The 22,674-nt window shown below is 36.1% G+C and carries 11 protein-coding genes; 6 read left to right on the forward strand and 5 right to left on the reverse strand.

Translation table 11 applies throughout. The features are described 5' to 3' along the window. Window positions 1-977: 977 nt before the first annotated feature. A complete protein-coding gene (locus AC6ER9_RS04205; RefSeq protein ID WP_497075272.1) occupies window positions 978-1,850 on the forward strand; it encodes an ABC transporter substrate-binding protein in 873 nt (290 codons plus the stop codon). 8 nt (window positions 1,851-1,858) lie between these two features. Here the strand turns inward: AC6ER9_RS04205 and AC6ER9_RS04210 are convergent, their stop codons facing one another. Continuing rightward, window positions 1,859-3,391 (reverse strand): YifB family Mg chelatase-like AAA ATPase, encoded by a 1,533-nt coding sequence (locus tag AC6ER9_RS04210; RefSeq protein ID WP_497075126.1) that lies wholly within the window; start codon window positions 3,389-3,391, stop codon window positions 1,859-1,861. A gap of 402 nt (window positions 3,392-3,793) precedes the next feature. On the opposite strand from AC6ER9_RS04210, the gene AC6ER9_RS04215 reads away from it, so the two are divergent. Further along, window positions 3,794-5,758 (forward strand): autotransporter assembly complex protein TamA, encoded by a 1,965-nt coding sequence (locus AC6ER9_RS04215; RefSeq protein ID WP_497075127.1) that lies wholly within the window; start codon window positions 3,794-3,796, stop codon window positions 5,756-5,758. Then, window positions 5,758-10,422 (forward strand): translocation/assembly module TamB domain-containing protein, encoded by a 4,665-nt coding sequence (locus tag AC6ER9_RS04220; RefSeq protein WP_497075128.1) that lies wholly within the window; start codon window positions 5,758-5,760, stop codon window positions 10,420-10,422. The genes AC6ER9_RS04215 and AC6ER9_RS04220 overlap by 1 nt, the downstream gene beginning before the upstream one ends. 2,523 nt (window positions 10,423-12,945) lie before the next feature. On the opposite strand, the gene AC6ER9_RS04225 is transcribed toward AC6ER9_RS04220, so the two are convergent. After that, window positions 12,946-14,712, reverse strand: coding sequence for an ABC transporter ATP-binding protein (locus AC6ER9_RS04225; RefSeq protein ID WP_497075129.1), 1,767 nt, complete (start codon window positions 14,710-14,712; stop codon window positions 12,946-12,948). Window positions 14,713-16,225: 1,513 nt separating this feature from the next. Next, window positions 16,226-16,744 (reverse strand): translation initiation factor IF-3, encoded by a 519-nt coding sequence (gene infC / locus AC6ER9_RS04230; RefSeq protein ID WP_497075130.1) that lies wholly within the window; start codon window positions 16,742-16,744, stop codon window positions 16,226-16,228. Between the two features lie 194 nt (window positions 16,745-16,938). Here infC and AC6ER9_RS04235 point away from each other — a divergent pair, with 194 nt between their 5' ends. The 3 genes from AC6ER9_RS04235 (at window position 16,939) to dapE (ending at window position 19,892) form a co-directional block, all read left to right on the forward strand. Next, window positions 16,939-17,718: an alpha/beta hydrolase gene (locus AC6ER9_RS04235; RefSeq protein ID WP_497075131.1), complete on the forward strand. Its 780-nt coding sequence runs from the start codon at window positions 16,939-16,941 to the stop codon at window positions 17,716-17,718. A gap of 31 nt (window positions 17,719-17,749) precedes the next feature. Next, on the forward strand, window positions 17,750-18,496 hold the full coding sequence (locus tag AC6ER9_RS04240; RefSeq protein WP_497075132.1) for a M48 family metallopeptidase: 747 nt from the start codon (window positions 17,750-17,752) through the stop codon (window positions 18,494-18,496). A gap of 223 nt (window positions 18,497-18,719) precedes the next feature. Further along, window positions 18,720-19,892 (forward strand): succinyl-diaminopimelate desuccinylase, encoded by a 1,173-nt coding sequence (gene dapE, locus AC6ER9_RS04245; protein ID WP_497075133.1) that lies wholly within the window; start codon window positions 18,720-18,722, stop codon window positions 19,890-19,892. Between the two features lie 512 nt (window positions 19,893-20,404). Here the strand turns inward: dapE and hemW are convergent. Next, complete coding sequence (gene hemW, locus AC6ER9_RS04250) at window positions 20,405-21,604, reverse strand: radical SAM family heme chaperone HemW (RefSeq protein WP_497075134.1); 1,200 nt, start codon at window positions 21,602-21,604, stop codon at window positions 20,405-20,407. Further along, entirely contained in the window at window positions 21,601-22,248 is a 648-nt protein-coding gene (gene rdgB / locus AC6ER9_RS04255; RefSeq protein ID WP_497075135.1) for an RdgB/HAM1 family non-canonical purine NTP pyrophosphatase, read from the reverse strand. The genes hemW and rdgB overlap by 4 nt, the downstream gene beginning before the upstream one ends. Window positions 22,249-22,674 lie beyond the last annotated feature (426 nt).

Below are 22,674 nucleotides of genomic sequence, written 5' to 3' on the forward strand. Positions count from 1 at the left end.
CAATATCTGTCGATATACAATGGAGCGAATGATGAAATGATATACACTATTCTACAGTTCTTTCTTTAAAACATCGTCATTTAGGACGGTAATATAAGATCAGTAAGCGCCTCTTTGATATATTTAAGTATTTTTACAGTGCGTGGTGAATATTCAGAGTGGGGCTTGAGCGCCTTTCATGAAGTGAATCGCATGAATGGGAAAACTAAAGAAATTAAACACGTAATTTATCAAGATAACCGGACTGTTTATAAGCCAACGTTGTTACAAATCCTTTTCCTTTAAGATTTGGGGACGAGGTCAGTTAAGCGTTATATAAACTTTAAGTGCAAATTTTAAAATTGTGTCAAGAGTGATATTATTGCTCATTTTTGCACATGCGTAATATTTCAAAACGAATTGTGTATCTTTGTGTTATACGAACAAAGCTTTTACTTTTTTACCTATAAATCAATCTTCAGGCCTAATAGTTATATATTTAAAACAAAGATAACGCGTTTTCTAAGCCGCTCCTGTTTTTTGTATGTTAGATTAAGGCGAGAATATTGTGTATATTTGTTTGCATTATTCCTATCATGGAGTTTAGATTTCTCATTCAAAATAAAACGTTATCATATTGTTTATTCAAGCACTTTATTAATATATGCAGATTTATTTTGCGACGACATTTAAAGAGTATAAAGTCAAATACTTTGTGGATGTTATAAGGTTCATTTCTTTTAAATTATTTTTATAGACTTGTTTGGGATCATTTAAGACCAAAAGTCTAACTCTTAAAACGTATTTCAAAACAAGAAGATTGTGAAAATTTTTAACAGTTTTAGAAAATATCAAGAGTTTTATTTATTAAGCGGCAGATATTCTGGTGAAGTGCGTTAGGTAATAACTAAGCAGAATTGCATTTTAACTTTGAAAAATAGGGGGGAGAGATTTTGAAAATAAGAAAATCTATACATGTAAAACATCTTCAATGGCATTTGGGGGACTTTTTACGCAATAATCTATACACTATTTTTGTTCGTATTTTATTGGTAGCAGGGGGATTTCTATTTTCCTCTGAATTAGAAGCTGAAATAGTTGGAAGGTTGCCTTCTTTTTTTGATTCGCATGAACATTTGGTACAACCTGATACAACGGATATCACTCGTTTGCGTTTTGTTACAACTTTTGATTTTCCTCCTTTTAATTTTCTTGATAAAACGGGGCATCTTGCAGGTTATAATGTCGATTTATTGCGGGCTATTTGCTCAAAATTAAAGTTAGAGAAATTTTGTGAAGTAGAAGTGGTTCCTTGGAAAGAGCTTGTAGAGCATGTCAAAAATGGTGGTGCAGAAGTCATTATTGCAGGTTTAAAAGAAACAAGTAAAACCGAGAAAGATCTTATTTTTACAAAGTCATATTTGCGCTTTCCAGCGCGATTTGTTGCTTCTCGACTTTTAAATCTCGATGAACCAATAAGCGATCAATTGGTCCATTTAACCAGTGGTGTTTTATCGAAAAGTGTTCACGAAAAGCTCTTTAATGATTATTTTCCTAAAGCAAAATGGCAAGGATTTAAAGAGAGAGAAGAGCTCTATAAAGCTTTACAAGATCATAAAATTGATCTTATTTTTGATGATGGATTTGCTTTATCGTTTTGGTTCAAAAATCAAAAATTTATTGATTGCTGCCATTTTGTTGGGGGAGCTTATATGGCCCCACAGTTATTGGGGCAGGGAATGCAGCTTGCTGTTGCAAAAAAGAACGACAAATTGATTGATATCCTTAATTATGCACTAAAGTCTCTAGAAGAGGATGGTAAACTTACAGAGCTTTATTTGCGTTATTTTCCAATAAGTTTTTACGAATGAATAGGCTTTTAGTTAAGAGTTGTTAATCTTTCTGTACCGAGTCGATAGGAGATGGCTTCTGCGAGATGATGGCGTGAAAGATTATCGGATCCATCAAGATCAGCAATTGTGCGTGCAACTTTGAGAATGCGATGATAAGCACGTGCAGAAAGGTGCATTTTTTCACTAACATCTCGTAAGAGTATGGCGGCATTTTTATCAGGAATGGCAATTTGTTCTATAATTTTGGCTGGGCAATCGCCATTGGTTTGAATCTGGTCAAGCCCTAGTGTTGCAAAACGTTTGGCTTGAATGGTACGACACCGTGCGACGCGTTTTGCAACATCACAGCTTTTTTCTGATTGCTCTGGTTGCATAAGGTCCATCGCTGTCAAAGCAGGGACATCAATTCGTAAATCAATTCGATCGAGAAGCGGGCCAGAAATACGGGATTGATAGTCGATTTGACAGCGTATACCTTTAGCACAAACATGGCCTTTTTCACCTGCCATACCACAGCGGCAAGGATTCATTGCGGCAATGAGTTGGAAGCGGGCAGGATAGCTGATATGGTGATTAGCTCTAGCGATAACCGATTCTCCACTTTCTAAAGGTTGACGAAGAGAATCAAGAACTTGCGGAGAAAATTCAGGCAATTCATCAAGAAATAATACACCATTATGAGCAAGGGAGACTTCTCCTGGTCGTCCTTTAAGTCCTCCACCAATCATTGCAGCCATGGAAGCAGAATGATGTGGGGAACGAAAGGGGCAATGAAGTGAAATGGTATGATGAACTGCTTCTCCTGTAATAGAAGCAATCAGAGAGACATCTAAAAGCTCACGACTATCAAGAGGGGGTAAAATAGAAGGTAAGCGTTGTGCCAACATAGATTTTCCAGCACCAGGAGGCCCTACAAACAAAAGGTTGTGGCGTCCAGCAGCACAAACTTCTAAGGCTCGTTTAGCAGTTTTTTGTCCTTTGATTTCGCAAAGATCTGGAAATTCAGTTTCAATAGTATATTGACGCGGTTGTGGACGTTTTTGAATTTGGATTCCTTTAAAATGATTGACGATCGTAAGAAGAGTTTCTGGAGCAAGAATATTTATTTCTGCATTTGCCCATGCTGCTTCAGGTCCACATTGAAAGGGACAAATTAGTCCTTTATCAAGAGATACAGCTGTCATGGCTGCTGGTAAAACACCATTGACAGCGGTCAGTGAACCATCCAGTGATAATTCGCCTAAAATGATATAGTCTTGCGCTACTTCAGGAGGGAGGATACCCATAGCAACCATTAAACCTACAGCAATTGGCAAATCATAATGTGATCCCTCTTTAGGCAAATCAGCTGGTGCAAGATTAATCGTAATTCGTTTGGTCGGCATAGAAAGACCACAAGCGTGGAGAGCTGCTTGTACGCGTTCACGGCTTTCTGCAACTGCTTTATCGGCTAATCCAACAATAGCCATTCCTATTTTACCGGATGAAATCATAACCTGTACATCGACAGGAACTGCCTCTAGACCGCGAAAAGCAACAGTTGTAATACGTGCGATCATTTATCTCCCCCTTTAGATGTGGGAGAGACAATCATATCTATGCATAAAAATCAAGAAGCATTTCTATGGTTTTTTTAATGGAGCGATCTATATATATGCGCAGGTTTTTGTAGCGTTCTTATGGCAAGTTATTTGTACAAATTTAACCATGATAATATAGAGCGCAATAAAATATTTATAATAAGCTAAATGAATATGTTAAGAAAAACGAATGAGGCTGTTTATGTGATACAACAGAGCAGAATTTTGTGAAAATATGAAGGAGAGAGCGACGTTATGTATCGCGGAGTTTTATTTGATGTGATAAAACGTATAAGATATACGAAGTCATTATATTCAATTTCTTATATTATTTTAAAGTAAAGTGTAGTCAATGCAAAGTATATTAAAGGTATCTGATTTATGGTATACCAAGCAAAATTTTTGTTAAAATCAGAGACTGTGCGCTGTGTATTGATAGGCTTGTGTTTTTCTTTTTCTTTTCCACAGCCACTTGCTGCGTTTGATTTTTTCGGAATCTCTCTTTTTGGTAAAAAGAAAACAAATTCTTCTTTAAGTTCCGTCAAAAGTACAGAGAGATCTTATAAAGTTGATGTTGTTACACCGCCAGGGGCGCCATTAGAGGGTATAAAAATAGTTAAATCTGTCTCTTCTCTTGTTGCAGATAAAGAGAAAGCATCTGCCAGTTCTTCTGGTTTATTAGCCAAAGCACGTTCAGATTATCGGGCTATTCTTTCTGCTCTTTATGCTGATGGACGCTATGGTGGTGTTATTAGTATCAAAATTAATGGTTTAGAAGCTGCTGATTTAAGTCCGGTAACGCAACTTCCAGCGCAGTCTAATATCGTTATTACGGTTAATGCCGGTCCACAATATGTTTTTAGTATTGCCAATATTGATAAAGTAGCGCCTCTTGAAAAACGTAAAGTGCATAAAATGCCCACAATTGAAGAATTGGGCTATAAAGTTGGGGCTATTGCTAAATCTGAAACCATTTTAAAAGCAGAAAAATGGGCAGTAGAAAGATGGCGTCAACAAGGTTATGCTAAAGCTGAAATTATGAAGAGTGAGGTCGTGGCTGACCATGCTGCGTTACATGTTGAAGGACGGATTGTTGTCAATCCTGGACAAAAGGCCTATTATGGTCCTATAAGTGTTCGTAATATAAGTAAGAAACCACGTGTCGATTCAGCTTATATTGCATGGATGACTGGATTAAAGCCAGGTCAGAAATACGATTCCGATGAGTTAGCTAAGGCCAATGAACGTCTTGCGCGCCTTGGTATTTTTCGTGCTATCAATATACGTGAGGCTGATACCATTAACAAAGATGGCAGTTTACCGCTTATGCTTGTTGTACAAGAACGTAAACCGCGTCGTTTTGGTATAGGGGGGGGCTATTCAACATTAGATGGTGCTGGTTTAGAAGCTTATTGGATGCATAACAATCTTTTTGGTCATGCAGAGGTTCTTAAAATTGAGACAAAAATAAATGGTGTTGGCAAAAACAAAAAAAAATCATATAATTTTAAAAATTTTGATTATCTTTTCGGAGGCACTTTTATAAAGCCCGGTGTGCTCACACCTGATACAGATCTCAGATCAGAATTAAAAATACAACAAGATATACTAGAAAATTATACAACAAAAGCCATCAAAGGGAAGTTAGGCATTACACATATTTTCAATGGTAATCTATCCGGTCAGGCTGCTGTAGAAGTTTCGAATGGCTATTCTCGTGATATCTATTTTGGGAAACGTAATTTTACAACAATTGGTTTTCCTACTGGCTTGGTTTACGATAGCCGTAATAATAAGTTTAATGCGACAAAAGGTTTGTATGGTGAGGTAATTGTTGAACCTTTTTATGAAATGCGTTTTAGCAACTTTGTTGCAAAAGTAACGGCAGAGGGTCGTTCTTATTGGGCATTAGATGAAGGGGGGCGTTTTGTTTTGGCAACACGGGCAAAGCTTGGTACAATTCTTGGGAATGATACAGCACACGTTCCTGCAGATACGCTCTTTTTTGCTGGTGGTGGGGGCTCTGTTCGTGGCTATGCTTATCGTAATATTGGTATCAAAACAGAAAATGATGCAGTTGTTGGTGGACGGGCGCTTATTGAGGGATCGGCAGAATTGCGTTTTTCTCTCAATGATAAAATAGGATTTGTCAGTTTTCTTGATGGAGGTCTCGTAGGAAAAAAAGCGAATTTTGATTTTTCTCAGAAAATTAAATGGGGAGCCGGTATAGGAGGTCGCTATATGACGGGTCTTGGTCCTTTACGCGTTGATCTAGGCTTTCCTTTAAAGAGAGAGCAGGGTGATCCTCGTATTGGTTTTTATGTGGGTATAGGACAAGCATTTTAATGAAAAAAAGTGTATGTTTATCGGCTTTCTTCTTGGGATTTTTATTTTTTTTGGTGGGTGGTTTTGTTTTTGCACAAAGAGAAGGTATTCTTCCTTCTAGTGAAATGAAAACAGATGATCGTTCATGGGTTGTTTCTTTAATTGAACGCAAGCTTTCTACGCCTAATCGTCAAGTTCGTTTGCATAATATGCAAGGAGCACTGTCTTCTCAAACATCAATTGATGTTATTACTGTCAGTGATAAAAAGGGAGTTTGGCTTAAAATTACCAATGCTAAAATGGATTGGAATCGTCTAGCGTTGCTAAGAGGACGCATGGATATTAATCAGCTTTCGGCAGAACAAATTACGTTTTTACGCAAACCGCAAGGCAACTCTTCTCTTGTTTCTTCCTTTGAGAGGGGTAAGTTTTCTTTACCAAAACTGCCGCTTGCTCTTTCAATCAATACGCTTACAGCTCAACATGTGATGTTTGAACAGAATTTTTTTGGCTTTTCTGCTGATATGTCCTTAAAAGGCAATTTTACTTTGGCAAGTAGTGATTTTGATGTTGATATAGTGGCGCATCGCTTAGATGCACCAGGTTCTTTTTCTGTTCTTACCAAGATATCTGAGAGCAATCGTACAGCTCAAATTGATATTTCTTCTAATGAACCAGAAAATGGTATTTTAGCGAATGTTTTTAACATTGAAAGGCGTCCAGCGTTAAATTTCGCTATTAAAGGTGATGGTACTTTTGATGATTTGGTTGTCAAACTTTCTTTAGAAGCCGATCATCATACTATTTTAGATGGTCATGCTACTCTTGCAAGTGTTTCAGAAGGATACAGTTTTTCTACGAAATTAGAGGGGACACTGAGTCCTTTAATACCTTCTCAATATCGTCGTCTCTTTGAATCTAATATAACATTAAAAGCAGAGGCAAGAAGAACAAGAGAGGGAGTGACACACCTTGATCAGATAGTTCTTCAAAGCCAAGCAATGAATGTTATGGCTAATGCTGAAATAACTGCCGATGGATTTTTACGGCGGCTTTTTGTTGATGGTAAAATGGCCCTTGATAACGAACTGGATCATGAAAAGGATTCTGTTCATTTACCTCTATCAGAGTTGTCAAAACCTGCGAATAATATTGCTTTGAACATTGACTATGGTCGCGAAGGGCAGCAGTCTTGGAATGGTCGGCTTGTTGTTCATCATTTTAGCAATAAAAAAATTTATATTCATGATGCTGTTTTTGATATGGGGGGGGTAAGCGAAAATCTTGATAATGCGGCTTCTCGTCATGTTGGTGTTCAGGTTAATGGAACCCTTCAAGGGATTAAAAAGATTAAAGGAGAATTGGTAGAAGATTTAAGCCAAGCGGTTCATGTACATTTAGATACGGATATTGTTTCGAATAAACCAATTTTGATTCATGATTTTAGTGTTACGGCTCAGGGTTTTTCTTCTTGGTTAAAAGGGACAATGGAGCATTTTGTTTTCAAAGGCGATCTTGGTTTAAAAGCCCAAACATTAGCGCCTTTGGAACTATTCAGTAAACAACCACTCTCTGGTAATGCAGATATTAAAGCCAAAGGCACTATTGGTTTATTAAGTGGTGTTTTTGATCTGAGATTATCAGGAATGACTGACAATATGAAAACAGGTGTGCAGCCTTTTGATCGTTTATTCAAAGGAAATATTGTTCTTTCAGGGGGGATGGCTCGAAATACGAAGGGCTTCATTTTACGTCATTTAAATTTGAAAAATCAATATACAAACATAAAGGCTAATGGTTATTTTTCGGATAAAAGCGCTAAAATGGATTTATCTGCTCAAATATCTGATCTAGCTAAATTAGGTCCGAAGATAAGCGGCGCGCTTACAATTCAAGGGACAGCAAGAGGACGCAATGGCCATATAAAACTAAATACAAGTGCTCATATTGCTAAAGCATTAGTTGTGGGGAAAAAACTTCAAAACACAACATTTAACATAAAGGCACTTGTAGATAATACAGCACCCGTTACTTCTTTAACGGGGTCTATAAAAGGTGAAGGGATTTTTGCTAAAAAACCTTTGCATATATCTGCTTTTTTTAAAAATTCTCATAAAATTCGAAAACTTGAAAATATCGATATTAAAGGGGGTAATGCAAAAATAACGGGTGATCTTTCTCAACAACTTGGTGGTTTTTTAAAAGGATTTCTGCATATTGATGCCGATGATATTTCAGTACTTTCAGCGTTATTTTTGCAGGACGGTAGTGGAAAAATAAAAGGAGATTTTATTTTTGATGAACAAAATGGTAGACAAAAAGCCCATGTGAAGGCGCATGTTAACCATTTGAACTTTGCCAAGAATAAAATAAAAAAACTTGCAATAGATGCCGACATATTCGATCTTTTTGGTACGACACAGTTTGAAGGCGTTATCAATGCAGAGCATATCCAAACTCCTCTTATAATGGTCAATCGTTTAAATGCTCACGCCAATAGAAATAATGAACAAACGGTTTTTACTGTCCAAGCGATGTTGCATAATTCTCTTAATGCTCAGTTTTCTGGTCGTCTAAAGGGTATAGAACTTCCAAGAGGCATAAAACGCGAAATGCAAATCGAGGCCATAGATTTAAAACAACACCATTTTCATGCAACATTGCCGAAACCGTCGATAATTGTTTTTGATAAAGATGGAATAACAATCAATGAATTAGGAATTGCAATAAATGGCGGTAAAATTACTCTTGCAGGGAATATTCAAGATACTCTAAATTTGCACCTTAGCGTGGATGCCCTTCCTGCTGCTTTAGCCAATCTGTGGAAATCTGATCTTGGAGCAGCAGGAAGTGTGACAGGACAGGTTATGATTCGTGGTCATTTTAAAAAACCTGATATAACCTACGATATAAAAGGAGAAGGACTGACAACAGTTTCTCTTCAAGATAAACAAATTATGCCTTTTTCGCTTTCTGCTACGGGGAAAACCTCAGATAAAAACCTTACTTTGAATGCAAATTTCACAGGAGAAGGTATACAAGCCAAAGCTCAGGGGCTTGTCTCTCTAGAGAAAGACAAACTTGATCTTCATATTAATTTACAAAGTTTATCGGCACGTTTGGCGAATAGTTTTATTGCAGGACAAGCACTTGATGGGACGGTGATAGGTAAAGTTGATATTGGTGGAACAATGAAGGATCCTTCTGCTCATTTTGAGCTTTCTAGTCAAAGTTTAACCGCTATGACGCAGAAAGGACCGATGTCAATCAATATAAATACGCGTGGTTCTTATAAAAAGTCGATATTTCATATTGAAAATATGATAGCGACAGGAGATAAAGGATTAGATCTTTCCATCCACGGGCCGGTTGCTCTTAATGGTTCAGAGACAAAATTAAACGTTAAAGGAATAATGCCTCTTGATTTTGTTAATCTCTTATTAGCTAAGCGGGGTGCCCATATAACGGGTACAACAAGAATTGATACAGTTCTTAATGGTGCGTTATCAAAGCCACAATTTATTGGAAATATTTCTATCAGCGATGGTAGCTTTTTTGATTCAAAAACCAATGTAGGATTGAATAATATAACGCTTGAAGGCAAATTCAATGGCGATCATATCCTTATAGAGAAAGCTTCAGCTTTTTCATCTGAAGGAGGGAAAATTTCTGCTTCAGGTCGTATCTTTAATGATTTAGAGACTGATTTAACTTTTTATCTTGATAATGCCAATTATAATGATGGTTTTATGATTCTTGCAACATTGTCAGGTAAGATGACAATGAAAGGTCATTTTTTGAATAATCTTGCTATTGGCGGTGATATCATCGTCGAAAAAGCTGAAGTTTTGGTTCCTGATCATTTTAAAGGTGCTAAATTCCTTGATGTCAAAAATAAGAATTTAACCAAACCAATTCAAAGAACTCTTGAACGTGCTGATATAAAAAACACGAATAAAAGCCGTAATATTACAGAAGAATCTTCATCTGTTGTACTCTCAAATATGCGTGTGACAGCACATAATCAATTTTTTGTACGGGGAAAAGGGTTAGATGCTGAACTAGGAGGAAGCATCAATTTAGCAGGCCCATTGAATGATGTACATCCAGTGGGTGAATTTAGAATGATTCGTGGACGTTTTGATATTCTTTCCCAGCGTCTTAATTTTGATCAAGGGCAAGCAAGCTTTAGCGGTAATCTTAATCCTACCGTTTATTTTGTAACCAATAATAATAGTGGTGACATTCACGTTACTGTAACTGTAAGTGGAACGATTGATAACCTTGATATTAATTTTTCTTCACAACCAAATTTACCACAGGATGAGATTTTGGCGCGTTTGATTTTTAATCGTTCTCTGAGTGAACTATCACCATTTCAGATTGCTCAACTTGCGGCAGCAGCAGCGGATCTTGCGGGTGCTTCTAATACATCTTTGTTGAACACTTTACGAACTAAAATTGGGCTTGATGATCTTGATGTTATTGTTAATGAAAAGGGCAATACAGGTTTACGCATTGGACGCTATATACACAATAACGTTTATTTAGGCTTTGAAGCAGGGTCTGATGGAACGACAAAGGGGACAATTAATCTGGATATTTCGCGTCATCTCAAAGCGAAAGGTGCGATAGGGAATGAACAAAATTCGAGTATTGGTCTCTTTTATGAAAGAGATTATTAAAAATTAAACAAAATAATTTCTTTATTTTTTGTCTCTCATTTCTAAGCTTTTAGGAAGGAAGCTTCAACGAGGAATATACTCAAAGGGGGAGTGTGTTATTGCGGTGTGAAAAGAACGATCTAAAATATTTGATTTTTTATTTATGCTATACTCTAAAAAGACCTAATCTTTACGAAAAAGAGTATGTTATTGTGCTTATCTATACTTATTTTAGAAAAATATTTAAACCTTATTCTCAATCCCATTTCATACTGTTTTCTAAAGAGTCATAATATATGCAATATATTGATTTTACAAATATAATTTATCATTATTCAACTGAAACCATAACGTTGAATGCTGTAAGTTTCTCTCATTCATTGCAAACCTTTTTCATTGTAGTTTGACAGTAGGTTTTGTTCTTTAGTGGGATTAGATAAGAATACGTAATAATTTATTGTTTTTATGAGTTTTTTTTACCATTAAATGTGCGTTTTATCAAAATGGATTTTGACACTTAATATTGCAAAAAAGTGTAAAAAAGAGCAAAAATCGAAATTGGGGGATAAAAATAAAAAAAGGCTTTGAAGCTCCTTTGAACCCCCCCTTAAAAATCATTCGAAATAAAATAAATTGGTGCAAAATTTAAGTCAAAATATCCCAAAACTACTGACAAGCTAGATTCATGTTGAATGAATCAAAATCATTCGCTTACTGATTACAAGTGGGAAACTCTGCGTAGATAAAAAACGATTAAGAAATGACTAAAAATACCTCTTATGAACCACTGAGAGCCAAGGGCTTGCACTATATTGGGACAGAAAAATAGTGTGAATGGTGCCGGTTTGTTATTCTATAAACGGTAAAGATGGAAGCTCAATGGATTTATCGTTATACAATTCACGGGTGCTGTTGCGCAATGGATGTGACGAGCATTGAGAGATGTTTCTTTAAAACAAGACCGTAAATTTTCAATACAATGGTATTCTTTTCTCCGTGAGGGGCGTGATTCCATTAAAGAACGTAATAAAACAAAAGGATTCCGTAGGCATAAAATTTGTAGGGTACAGATTTTATTTTAAAAGAATTTAAAGCAATATTTTTTATCATAAAATTGTTTTTCGTTTATTGTGTTTTTTAATGAGATTTCTTTTTTACAACACTCCCAAATATCTCTCCAAAACAAGAACGCTCCAAAATAGAATACATTCATGTTGCATATTTATGTTTTTGTTTTAAAGAAATATTTCTCAGTGTGTACTTACAGTCTATTTTATTAAGACTGCTTGTGAAAGGGGTAACGCATCCCGTATGAATGGTATAAAATCCATAGGATCGTTATTAATAAAGGTATAAATATTTAATAAAGATATCAGTTGGTATTAACATGTTATTTTCAGCTTCTCATGTTGCCAACAGTCTTTGTACTCGAAAGCATATAGGTATTTTTATTACTTATCTTAAGCGTTTTTATGGACACGCCAATGTTTTTTATTATGTACAATAAGTGATTTTGATTGTTTCATCATAGATATAAAAAAGAAATACGCAAACAACATTGTATCTTTTATTTGAGATAAAACAATAAGTTAATATATAAAAAGATATTTTTTGTAAAAATATTAATCAGAACTATATCACATTTTTTATTTAAGCCGCTAGACAGAAGAGGAATGTTATTTTGCTTTTCATCTGTTCTTTTAGCCTAGTGAAGTCATAGTTTGATATCTGCAGTAACGTTGTGTAGGTATAAATTCTTCAAGAAGTTAAGATATGTGAGGAATATCATTTTAGTTTCTAAGGATGAGGACAAAAAAGTAAAGCTTGCTCTAAAGAAACCTACAACAGTAAAAAATTTTGGAATAAATCCTTTCTTATTTTTTCAGTCTGTTTTCTTACACTAAGTATCTCTATAATTTGCAGCACATTTTTTTATAATTGGCAGCTTGTTTTGTTGTGCCATAGAACACTGTCATTTGATGTGTGGTGATAGTAAGGCCGTGTAGATTCTTTGACCAAGTGTTTTGAAAGCATGTGATAAATATTTAGGGGTGGTCTTGTTCGTTTAGTCTTGTATAAGTGAACCACATAAGTCAGTATCGGATGGAACGAAAACAATAGGAATCTGTATTGTTTACCAATTAGATTGAGTAGGGATCTTTATCCTTTTAAGATGTGAAGAATAAAAAATTATCAGCTTAAGGATAAAGATGGCATCAATTTAGATTCTATTTCCTTCGTGAAAACTTTTTCAAAACTTGATAGTATCCCTACTTTTATGGTTCATAAAATTTACGAATGTTTCATTACTTTCTTAAAAAGAGAAGAGGTTTTTTGTTTTCAAGTTGCATGATTAAAAATCAAAGGCATTCAACAAAATAAAAGTCTTTCATCTAAATCCACGAAGTTTACTCTCAATAAACCATAAATTTTTTGCCAATTCTTAATTAAAATAATATTCTTCCTTAGTAATTCTGTTTTTACAAGTGGGGCGTTAGTTTCTGTTTATTTTTTTAATTTAAATTTTATATAAGGATTTAGAAATTAGGACGTATTTTTTTTGAACTGAATATTATGAAGTTTTTTATAAAATCCATGTTCTTTTGCGAGTAATTCTTTCTGAGTTCCTTGTTCAATCAGTTGTCCATTTTCTATGACCACAATTTTATGAGCACGAGCAATTGTTGAAAGGCGATGAGCAATAATGATCGTTGTGCGTCCTTTGGTAAGGTGATGAATAGCTTCATTAATTTGTGCTTCGGTGTGTGAATCGAGCGCGCTTGTTGCTTCATCAAGAATCAGAATCTCACTATCATGAATCATCGCTCTAGCAATAGCGAGTCGTTGTTTTTGTCCCCCTGAAAGGTTACAGCCATTATCACCTATTTGTGTATCATAACCATTTGGCAATCCCATAATAAAGTTATGCGCATTTGCAGCTTTTGCAGCTTCGATGATTTCGTCATCACATGCTCCTTCTTTTCCAAGCCCAATATTATATTTAACAGTTCCTTGGAAAAGAAAAGTATCTTGTCCCACATAGGCCATCAAGTTTCTTAGAGAGCGAAATGTTGTGTAGCGGATATCTTGATTATTAATCAATATACGTCCTTTTGTGGGGTCATAGAGGCGCATAATAAGATTGATAAGGGTTGACTTTCCTGAACCGGATGGCCCTACCAATGCTGTCATTTTTCCAGCTTCTATTTCTAAATTAATGTCTTTCAATACTATTTTGTTATCAGTATAGGCAAAAGAAACATGCTCGAAGCGAATAGCTCCTGACGTTTTATTCAGATCTTTCGCTTCTTTATGTTCTATAACTGTAAGGGGATGATCGAGTATTTCAAACATCGTACGAATATTGACCAAGCCAGATTCAATTTTGACACGGACATTTGCTAATCTTTTTGCGGGTTCATAAGCCAAAAGTAAAGCAACAATAAAGGACATAAATTCACCTTGAACACCTGCGCGTTGGGTTGCAAGGTAACCGGAAAAACAGATAATACCTGCAATGGCGACACCCGTGAGTGTTTCCATAATTGGATTGGTAATGGCTTCAAGTGTTGCAATATTATTGGTTTGTTTTTCAACGTCACAAATGGCTTTGTCCATCCGTTTTTTCATGATTTCTTCTAGTGAAAAAGCCTTGATGACTCGAATACCAACAGCCGTTTCCTGGACGATTTTTATAATTTCACCAAGTGAAAGGAGTTCTTTTTCCATCAGGCGGCGAACGCGCTTTAAAGCCATTCGAATACCTAAAAAAGCGAGTGGTCCTACGATTAAAGTAATGGAAATTAACACAAAGTTTTGAATGAACATAACAAGCAGCAGACCGCAAACGGAAAGCAAGTCACGTACAAAAGTTGTAATAATAGTATCAATGATATTACGCACAGCTGTCGCATTATGGGTTACGCGAACAAGAAGATCAGATGATGTATTATTATGATAAAAAGAAACACCTTGTTCCATAAGGCGCGCATAAATTTTGCGCTGTTGTTCAGCAATGATACTGTTGCCAGCTTTGCTTAAAAAGTAAGTTTGGGCAAAAGTTGCAATTCCTTTAAGAATAAAGATAAAAGCAATGAAGCTAGAAATCAAAACGATCATATGAAAATTTTGCGCATCAACAATCTGATTAACAACGTCACGCATAATCCATGCACTGGTTGCGGTTGTGCAGGAAATAATGATCATTGAGATAATAGCTGCACTATACCAACGCGCATGTTTACGAAAATTTTCTCGCAAAAGGCGAATAATAAGATGTTTATCAAAAGAAGAAATTTGTTTTATTGCCATGAAGTGCTTGTATATTTTCTCGTTGCTTTATGCAAGATTGAAGACTCTTAATGAAAATCTCTTAACTTTTTACAAAAAGAGCCTTCTTTATTTCACTGTGCGTTACACGTTTTCGTGCTACGGCGCTTTATATAACGCAAAATCCTTCATAAATGGTGTGTGCACCACTTCTTCACTGCTACAATATATAAGCAGGTATCATTATTCTATTGATACTTCCATATCACAAAAGCTCTTGGCACTTTACATAATGCCATATGAAGGAGAATTTAGAGAAAAAGCCTACAATATTCGCTTCTCTTATTCAAGGAGAAAAAATATAAATTATCATTATTAATTAATATGTTATTCCATTTCATATAAAATACCGTACAAGGAATTTTTCATGCTTTAAGCATTTATAAAATATATAATTTTCTTCTTATAACGTTGTGTCTTGATTTTATTCTATTATCTTTAGAAGGTTATGTTGAAGCCAATGGAATAAAAAATTTTAAAGACTTTGGTCGTGAACCAATAAAATGATCCATCTTGAAAATGGGTTATGGTTGAAGATGCTAACAATAGAGTTGGTGATGAGGGAGAGCTTGTAATAAAGAGATGATATCCTATTTGAAAAAACAGATCATGATCGTCTAGTGGTTTTTTTAATGCTGTTTGGTAAAATTTTGTTATTGTAAATAACAGACGAGGGTGATCATGTTAATAGGCACCGTTATTTTAACATTTATGCTATTTTCTTGACATTTATGAAAGTGAAAGTCAACGCTATCATTTTTTTACCTGTTGCCATATTTTGATAGCCTTTGGCATTTGAAGTGGTTTACGCTCATGTGTGCTCCTTCATAAGCGTAAAGATTAGGGACTCAATGAAATTTATCATTATAGATTCACGTGAAACATTGCGAAATCAATGTGACGAGCGTTGAGAAATGTTTCTTTAAAACAAGAATGCGAATACGCAATGTTATGGCGTTCTGTTTTGCGCAAGACTCGTAACTGCATGACAGAACAACCATATTACAGAACATTAGAAGTAACAACAAAAAGTGATGTGTAATCTCTATAGTTTAAAGGGTATTACTTTAATATCGCAATCCGTGAAGTTGAATAAAAAAATAATGGTAAAGATGAGAACTGCTTTCTGTCCTTAAAACTTTATCTTTTACCAAAATTAGGCTGTTTGTCTGTTTCAGACATTATACAAACAAAGATACGCTCCTCCTTGCTTACGTCTGGCATATAAAAGCTTAAACGGGTCGTACAGTACTGATATAACTTAATTTATCTAAAACACATGACCGTATAGGGATTGGATATTGATTTACAGTCAATAATGCACAATAACGAATTTTCTTATAAATCGAGAAAATATTATTCAATTCTTAAAAAGGATTTATACAGATTTATAAAAAAACCTAGAAGCACCACAAAAAACTTTATGTAGTGCTTCTAAATAATAGCCATCCGTTTATTTTGACGGTTTGCACACAAATATTATTCCAATAAGAAATTATTTAGGTGCTATCACCATCATCATTTGTCGGCCTTCAAGCTTTGGCTCTAATTCGATTTTGGCAATTTCACTTGTATCTTCTTTCACACGCTGAAGAAGCTTTAATCCAAGATCTTGGTGAGCCATCTCACGACCACGAAAACGCAAAGTAATCTTTACTTTGTCACCATGATCAATAAAGCGATGAACAGCCTTGAGTTTGACTCCATAATCATGGACATCAACATTTGGGCGCATCTTAATCTCTTTGATTTCAATGACTTTTTGCTTTTTACGTGTTTCAGCAGCTTTTTTTTGGGTTTGATATTTTAATTTGCCCAAATCCACGATTTTACACACGGGCGGCTCCGCATTTGGTACAATTTCAACCAAATCAAGCCCTGCGTCCGCGGCCATAGCAAGAGCTTCTTGTATAGCAACAACTCCCTGATGTTGTCCTTCATCATTGATAAGCTGAACATGAGGTACCCGAATATCCTGATTTGAACGTGGTCCGTCTTTTTGGGTAGGTGTCATTTTAAACGGTCTACGAATGGTTTACGCTCCTTAATTTTGATTCAACTACAGTTAGTCTAATATACAATTATGCACATAAAAACAACTATAATTCGTGCCTTTTTCATTATTTGATTTGTTACTTTTTTTAGTGATTTAGATTATAAAAGTTTTTTCTTAAATTTAAGAAAATTGTTTTATGGAGGATAAGAATCATGAATCAAAATATTCCTTGTCAGTTTTTTTCGTTTGAGGACACCGCTCTTGCAGTACGCTATCGCAAGGGATGCTCCTCTCCAGGTTTGGTTTGGCTTCATGGCTATCAATCCGATATGTTAGGAAGTAAGGCAACTTTGATTGATCAGTTTGCTCAAAAGAATGATTTATCTTGTTTACGTTTTGATTACTCTGGCCATGGAGAATCTGAAGGTGATTTTTTTCAAGGAACAATTTCACGTTGGGTAAGCGAAAGTTTAGCGATTTTTGAAACTTATTGTGAAGGACCACAAGTTTTAATTGGGTCCTCTATGGGCGGATGGATTGCTCTAAAGCTTGCTATGATGTTAGCGCAGAAAAGCAAGAAGCTTGCGGGTATGGTATTGATTGCTCCAGCACCCGATTTTACACAAACATTGGTAGAACCAGAATTAGGTCCAGAAGAATGGAAAATTTTAGAAGAAAAAGGCTATATTGAACGTCCTGCTGTTGGTGATGAAGAGCCAATGCCCTTTACAAAAAAATTGATTGAAGATGGACGCGAAAATTGTGTCATGAAAGGATGTATTGATATTGGTTGTCCGATCCATATACTGCAAGGGATGGAAGATAAAGATATCCCCTATCAACATACATTGACCTTACTTGATCATTTACCGCTCCATGACGTAACATTGACGCTTGTTCGTGATGCAGATCATCGTTTTTCTCGTCCGCAAGATTTAGATTTGCTTGAAACAGTCTTAAGATCTTTGATTAATCAGATTAATACAAAATAATGGGGATATTTATGATGATGAAGATAAATATATGAGCATTTCTGAAAAGCATTTCATTTTTTCTGATCGCGCTATCCCCTTGCGCGTGCGGGAAAATAAACAGGCGCGTCGTATTACATTACGTGTTGATGCTAGGTATCAGGAGATTTGTGTAACAACACCACCAGCAATAAATTTCTGTGTGATTGAAAATTTTATTGAAAAACATCGGACTTGGATTGAGGCACGTCTTGCTCGTGTACAAATCTCTCATGAAGATGCTTATCTCAAAGTGGGGTCAACAATTTCCTTATTGGGGGTTTCTCATACCATCAAGCATGAGCAAGGACGTGGGGTAACAAAAATTGTTACAGCGGATGCGGAGCAAGGACCTAAAATTATTGTTTACGGTCAATTAGAATATCTTCCAAGACGTATTGCTGACGTTTTAAAAAAACAAGCAGCACTTTTTATAACACCTTTAGTGGCACATTATGCTCATCAGGTAGAGCGTAAAGTCAAGTCCATTTGTTATAAAGATACGAGAAGTCGTTGGGGGTCTTGTTCCATCGATAAGCGTCTTTCTTTTTCTTGGCGCCTTATTATGGCTCCAAAGGAAGTTGTTGAATATGTTGTCGCTCATGAAGTTGCTCATCTTGTTGAAATGAATCACGGACCAAGATTTTGGGCTCTTTGTGAAGAACTATATCCTGATAGTAAAATGTATCGTGCTTGGTTGAAAGAAAATGCGCATAGACTACACGCCATTAACTTTGATTCCTATAAATTAGAGGCGTAAAAAACTTTCAAATAAAAGAAATATTTAACGGAACTTTTTGTTGAGTGTTTCGTTGTGTGTGTGCTTCGTTATGCATGATGAGGAAGCCATTGAAGCTCTCAGCACGATTGTCCTCCCCTACTTGGTCTGCTGAGTGTCTTCAATGTTTTTTCTTTATCTTTTTTGTTATTCAGCGTAATAACCTTAAGTCTAGATGATTTATGACAAATGGGAAGGGGTTTTTATGTCTGTTCTTACAGATCCACTTCAGCTATTACAGGCTCTTATTCGTTGTCCTTCTGTTACGCCTCATGAAGCAGGGGCTTTATCAACTTTGGAACAATTTTTGAAAAAAATGGGATTTCATGTCGAGCGCCCTATTTTTACGGATAAAAATACAGATAATGTTGAAAATCTTTATGCAAAAATGGGAAGCGAAGGCCCTCATCTTATGTTTGCAGGGCATACGGATGTTGTACCGACAGGGGCATTGGAAGATTGGACTTATCCACCTTTTGAAGCTGTTATAAATCAGGGGAAATTATATGGGCGGGGTGCTGTGGATATGAAAGGCGGTATCGCTTGTTTTATTGCAGCTCTAGCGCGCGTTCTTAAAAAACAATCCATTAAAGGAACGATAAGCCTTTTGATTACCGGTGATGAAGAGGGCCCTGCCATTAACGGTACGATAAAACTTCTCCAATGGGCAGAAAAAAAAGGAGAAAAATGGACTGCAGCTCTTGTGGGAGAACCAACAAGCGTAAAGACTGTTGGTGATGTTATAAAAATTGGACGCCGCGGATCGATTTCTGGGATCATTACTGTGAAAGGTCGCCAAGGTCATGTTGCTTTTCCAGAACGGGCTGCCAATCCTTTGCCTTTGGCAAGTAAACTTATTCAAGCATTGACACAAACGGCCTTAGATCAAGGGACAGAGAATTTTCAACCCAGTAATTTAGAACTAACAACTATCGATACTGGTAATGTGGCGGTTAATGTTATTCCAGCGCAGACAACAATTCGCTTTAATATACGCTATAACGATCTTTGGACAAAAGAAACGCTGATGGAAGAAATTGAAAAGCGTCTTGCTCTGGTGCAATCAAAAAATAACAGTGATCAATATCCCTCTTATCAACTCGAATGGATTCCAAGTTTGGGGGATGTTTTTTTAACCAAAAATGATAAACTTATTCAAATTTTATCCAATGCTATTAAAAGTGTAACAGGGCATATGCCAGAATGTTCCACGTCTGGTGGAACTTCAGATGCACGATTTATTAAGGATTATTGTCCCGTGGTTGAATTTGGTTTACCAGGGCAAACGATGCATATGATAGATGAATGTGTCGCCCTTGATGCAGTGGAAATGCTCACGGTTATTTATGAGCGTTTTATTGTTGATTTTTTTGCATAGAGAAATAATTGTTTGGTTCAACAATATCTTTATCTTGTTTTTCCATAAGACCCTTTTGTTGCCTCAAAACATTGCCATTTGAGATGTGGCAATATAAGGTGAGACTTACTGTATTAACGGATTTTAGCGTATGTGATGAGCATTCTAAAGCTGGAATTTTATTCATAAAGTCTTCAGTTTCGTGGAGCATATGAGTGGAAAACCAAGAGAAACTTGTTTTAAGAAATAGCGTCGTTTACAGATCTAATTGCGTTAAGAATAGTTGTTCTTAATTTGTTATAGCCAATGGTGCTTATGAAAATAGTGTAATAAAATCTATAGGATATCACTCTTTTTATGCTTTTTTATAGCTTTTATCCAAATATTTCCTCACTTTTAAGCAGTCAGTGAATGGTTGTAATTAATGTACTATGAACAGTTTTGAAATAAAAAAACCTTACGATATTTTGGTCTAATTTTTGCTGTTAAAAATAATAATTATGATTAAAATCAATATGTTGTTATAAAAAGCTTTAGTTTGCAAGTTGACTGATAATGTGATCAAGAACAATACGTCCTTTGGCTGTTGCTTTTAAGCGTTGGTTGTCCACCATTTCTACCAGTTCTTGGTGTTGTAAATCGATAAGTTTTTCCATTGGGATGCGTTTTGGGCTTAAGGTTTCATAGCGTGTAAGTTCTAAGCCTTCACAAAGTCGCAACCCCATAAGGAGCATTTCATTTGCCTGTTGCTCTATGGTTAATCGTTCTGTTTCAATACAGCCATGTCCTGTTTTTTCGACCAATTCAAGCCACTGTTCAGGATGCTTTTCATTGATTGTAACATAACGTTCATGGGTTTCAAGGTGTGATAAAGGTGTTTTTGAAAAAGCGGAAGAAGGGTTTGGTCCGTTCTCAATGAAACGCCCGTGTGCTCCTGGACCAAAGCCTGCATATTGATGATAGCGCCAATAAAGAAGGTTGTGTGCTGATTCAGCACCAGGCACGGCATGGTTTGAAATTTCATAGGCAGGAAGTCCATACAGAGCTGTTATTTCTTGGGTAAGGTGATACATATCTGCTGCGAGTTCCGATGGAGGAAGGCTAAGCCTCCCTGCGTCATGAAGTCGTTTAAAGGCGGTTCCTTCTTCGATCGTCAATTGATAAAGGGAAAGATGGTCTGCTGCCAAATCAATGGCTTGTACAAGTTCAGATTTCCATTGTTCAAGGGTTTGTTCGGGGCGAGCATAAATGAGATCAAAGGATAAACGTGGAAAAATTTTTCGTGCTAAAGCAATGGCACAAAGAGCTTGTTCCACATTATGGAGTCGGCCAAGTTTGCGTAATGCTTTATCATTGAGCGCTTGTATCCCTAAAGATAAGCGATTAACACCCGCAGCACGGTATCCATGAAAGCGCTCTGCTTCCACACTGGATGGATTAGCTTCTAATGTAATTTCAACTTTATCATCAAGTATCCATTTCCTTGCAAGTGCCTGCAAGAGGGCATCAACAGTTTGTGGCTCCATAAGAGAGGGGGTTCCCCCACCAATAAAAATACTGGTAATATGACGGGGGCCTATTTTATGGTATTGCGTTTCTATTTCGCGCTCAAAGGCGGTGACAAAACGTGGTTGATCAACACCATGGATGCGAACATGTGAATTAAAGTCACAATAGGGACATTTAGCCGCACAAAAGGGCCAATGAATGTAAATGCCAAAAGGTTCATTCATGAGAATGCCAGAAGGTTTTCTGCCAAAAGTTTAAAAGCTCGTGCGCGATGTGAAAGAGGGGGAATGTCATTGTTTTGCCAGCCGTGCTTTTGCTCTGTTGACATTTCTCCAAAGGTATTTTCATATCCATCTGGTAAAAAAATAGGATCAAAGCCAAAACCTTTGTCTCCTCGTGGAGGCCAAATGAATGTTCCTTCAACGCATCCACGGAAATAATCTGCATGTTTATCAGGCCATGCAATGCAAATGACGGATATAAAACGGCATTTTCGTTGATTTTTTCCTCTCGCTCCGACTTTTTGGAGTTCATCTTCTATTTTTTGCATTGCTTTTGGAAAATTACGTGTACCATCGGCTTGAATTGCCCAATCGGCTGTATAAACGCCTGGTGCCCCATCCAATGCATCCACCTCTAAGCCTGAATCATCAGAAAGAGCAGGCAGTCCTGTCTTTTTTGCTGCTGAAAAAGCTTTAATATAAGCATTTTCTTCAAATGTTGTTCCTGTTTCTTTTGGTTCTGGCAAGTCAAGCTCTTTTGCTGATTGTATTATTAAACCGAAAGGCGCAACCAAATTAGTGATTTCATGTAATTTACCAGCGTTATGTGTAGCAATGACAAGTTTTTTATCTTCTATGCTTCTCATATAGATTTCTCCAAAAGTGAAAAGGGAACTACTGTTATACTAAAAATCAGCTTAAAAATTCTTATGACATACATTCTTATCGATTTTACATGATGAGATTTTTTACATGCTTTATGATATTTTATTCAAATAAAATTTTACTTTGTGAAGACAACGATTGAAAAGACACGAGAGAGGCTCTTTTTTATGAAAACCTTTATTTTTATGAGAGCCTTTTTATGGGAGAAGTCCAATTTTCTATTCCCAGTAGTTTGTAAACAATTCAGATTCCCTTAGCAAGTCCTTAAAAAAGATCAATTCCTATCTTAAATACCCAATCACATATTCTAAAAAACACCTCGCGCACAATTTATATATTTATATGCCTTATATCAACATTCTAAAAGATGGTGTTTTACGGCTCAATAAAATAATATATTTTTATAC

It is taken from the genome of Bartonella sp. SL317 (assembly GCF_059687655.1).

What these genes read in the sequence shown, in the direction of transcription:
- AC6ER9_RS04240 (WP_497075132.1), top strand. Translation starts at nt 17,750, where the DNA reads ATGAGCATTTCTGAAAAGCATTTCATTTTTTCTGATCGCGCTATCCCC.
- AC6ER9_RS04220 (WP_497075128.1), top strand. Translation starts at nt 5,758, where the DNA reads ATGAAAAAAAGTGTATGTTTATCGGCTTTCTTCTTGGGATTTTTATTT.
- AC6ER9_RS04225 (WP_497075129.1), bottom strand. Translation starts at nt 14,712, where the DNA reads ATGGCAATAAAACAAATTTCTTCTTTTGATAAACATCTTATTATTCGC.
- AC6ER9_RS04235 (WP_497075131.1), top strand. Translation starts at nt 16,939, where the DNA reads ATGAATCAAAATATTCCTTGTCAGTTTTTTTCGTTTGAGGACACCGCT.
- hemW (WP_497075134.1), bottom strand. Translation starts at nt 21,604, where the DNA reads ATGAATGAACCTTTTGGCATTTACATTCATTGGCCCTTTTGTGCGGCT.
- AC6ER9_RS04215 (WP_497075127.1), top strand. Translation starts at nt 3,794, where the DNA reads ATGGTATACCAAGCAAAATTTTTGTTAAAATCAGAGACTGTGCGCTGT.
- AC6ER9_RS04210 (WP_497075126.1), bottom strand. Translation starts at nt 3,391, where the DNA reads ATGATCGCACGTATTACAACTGTTGCTTTTCGCGGTCTAGAGGCAGTT.
- rdgB (WP_497075135.1), bottom strand. Translation starts at nt 22,248, where the DNA reads ATGAGAAGCATAGAAGATAAAAAACTTGTCATTGCTACACATAACGCT.
- infC (WP_497075130.1), bottom strand. Translation starts at nt 16,744, where the DNA reads ATGACACCTACCCAAAAAGACGGACCACGTTCAAATCAGGATATTCGG.
- dapE (WP_497075133.1), top strand. Translation starts at nt 18,720, where the DNA reads ATGTCTGTTCTTACAGATCCACTTCAGCTATTACAGGCTCTTATTCGT.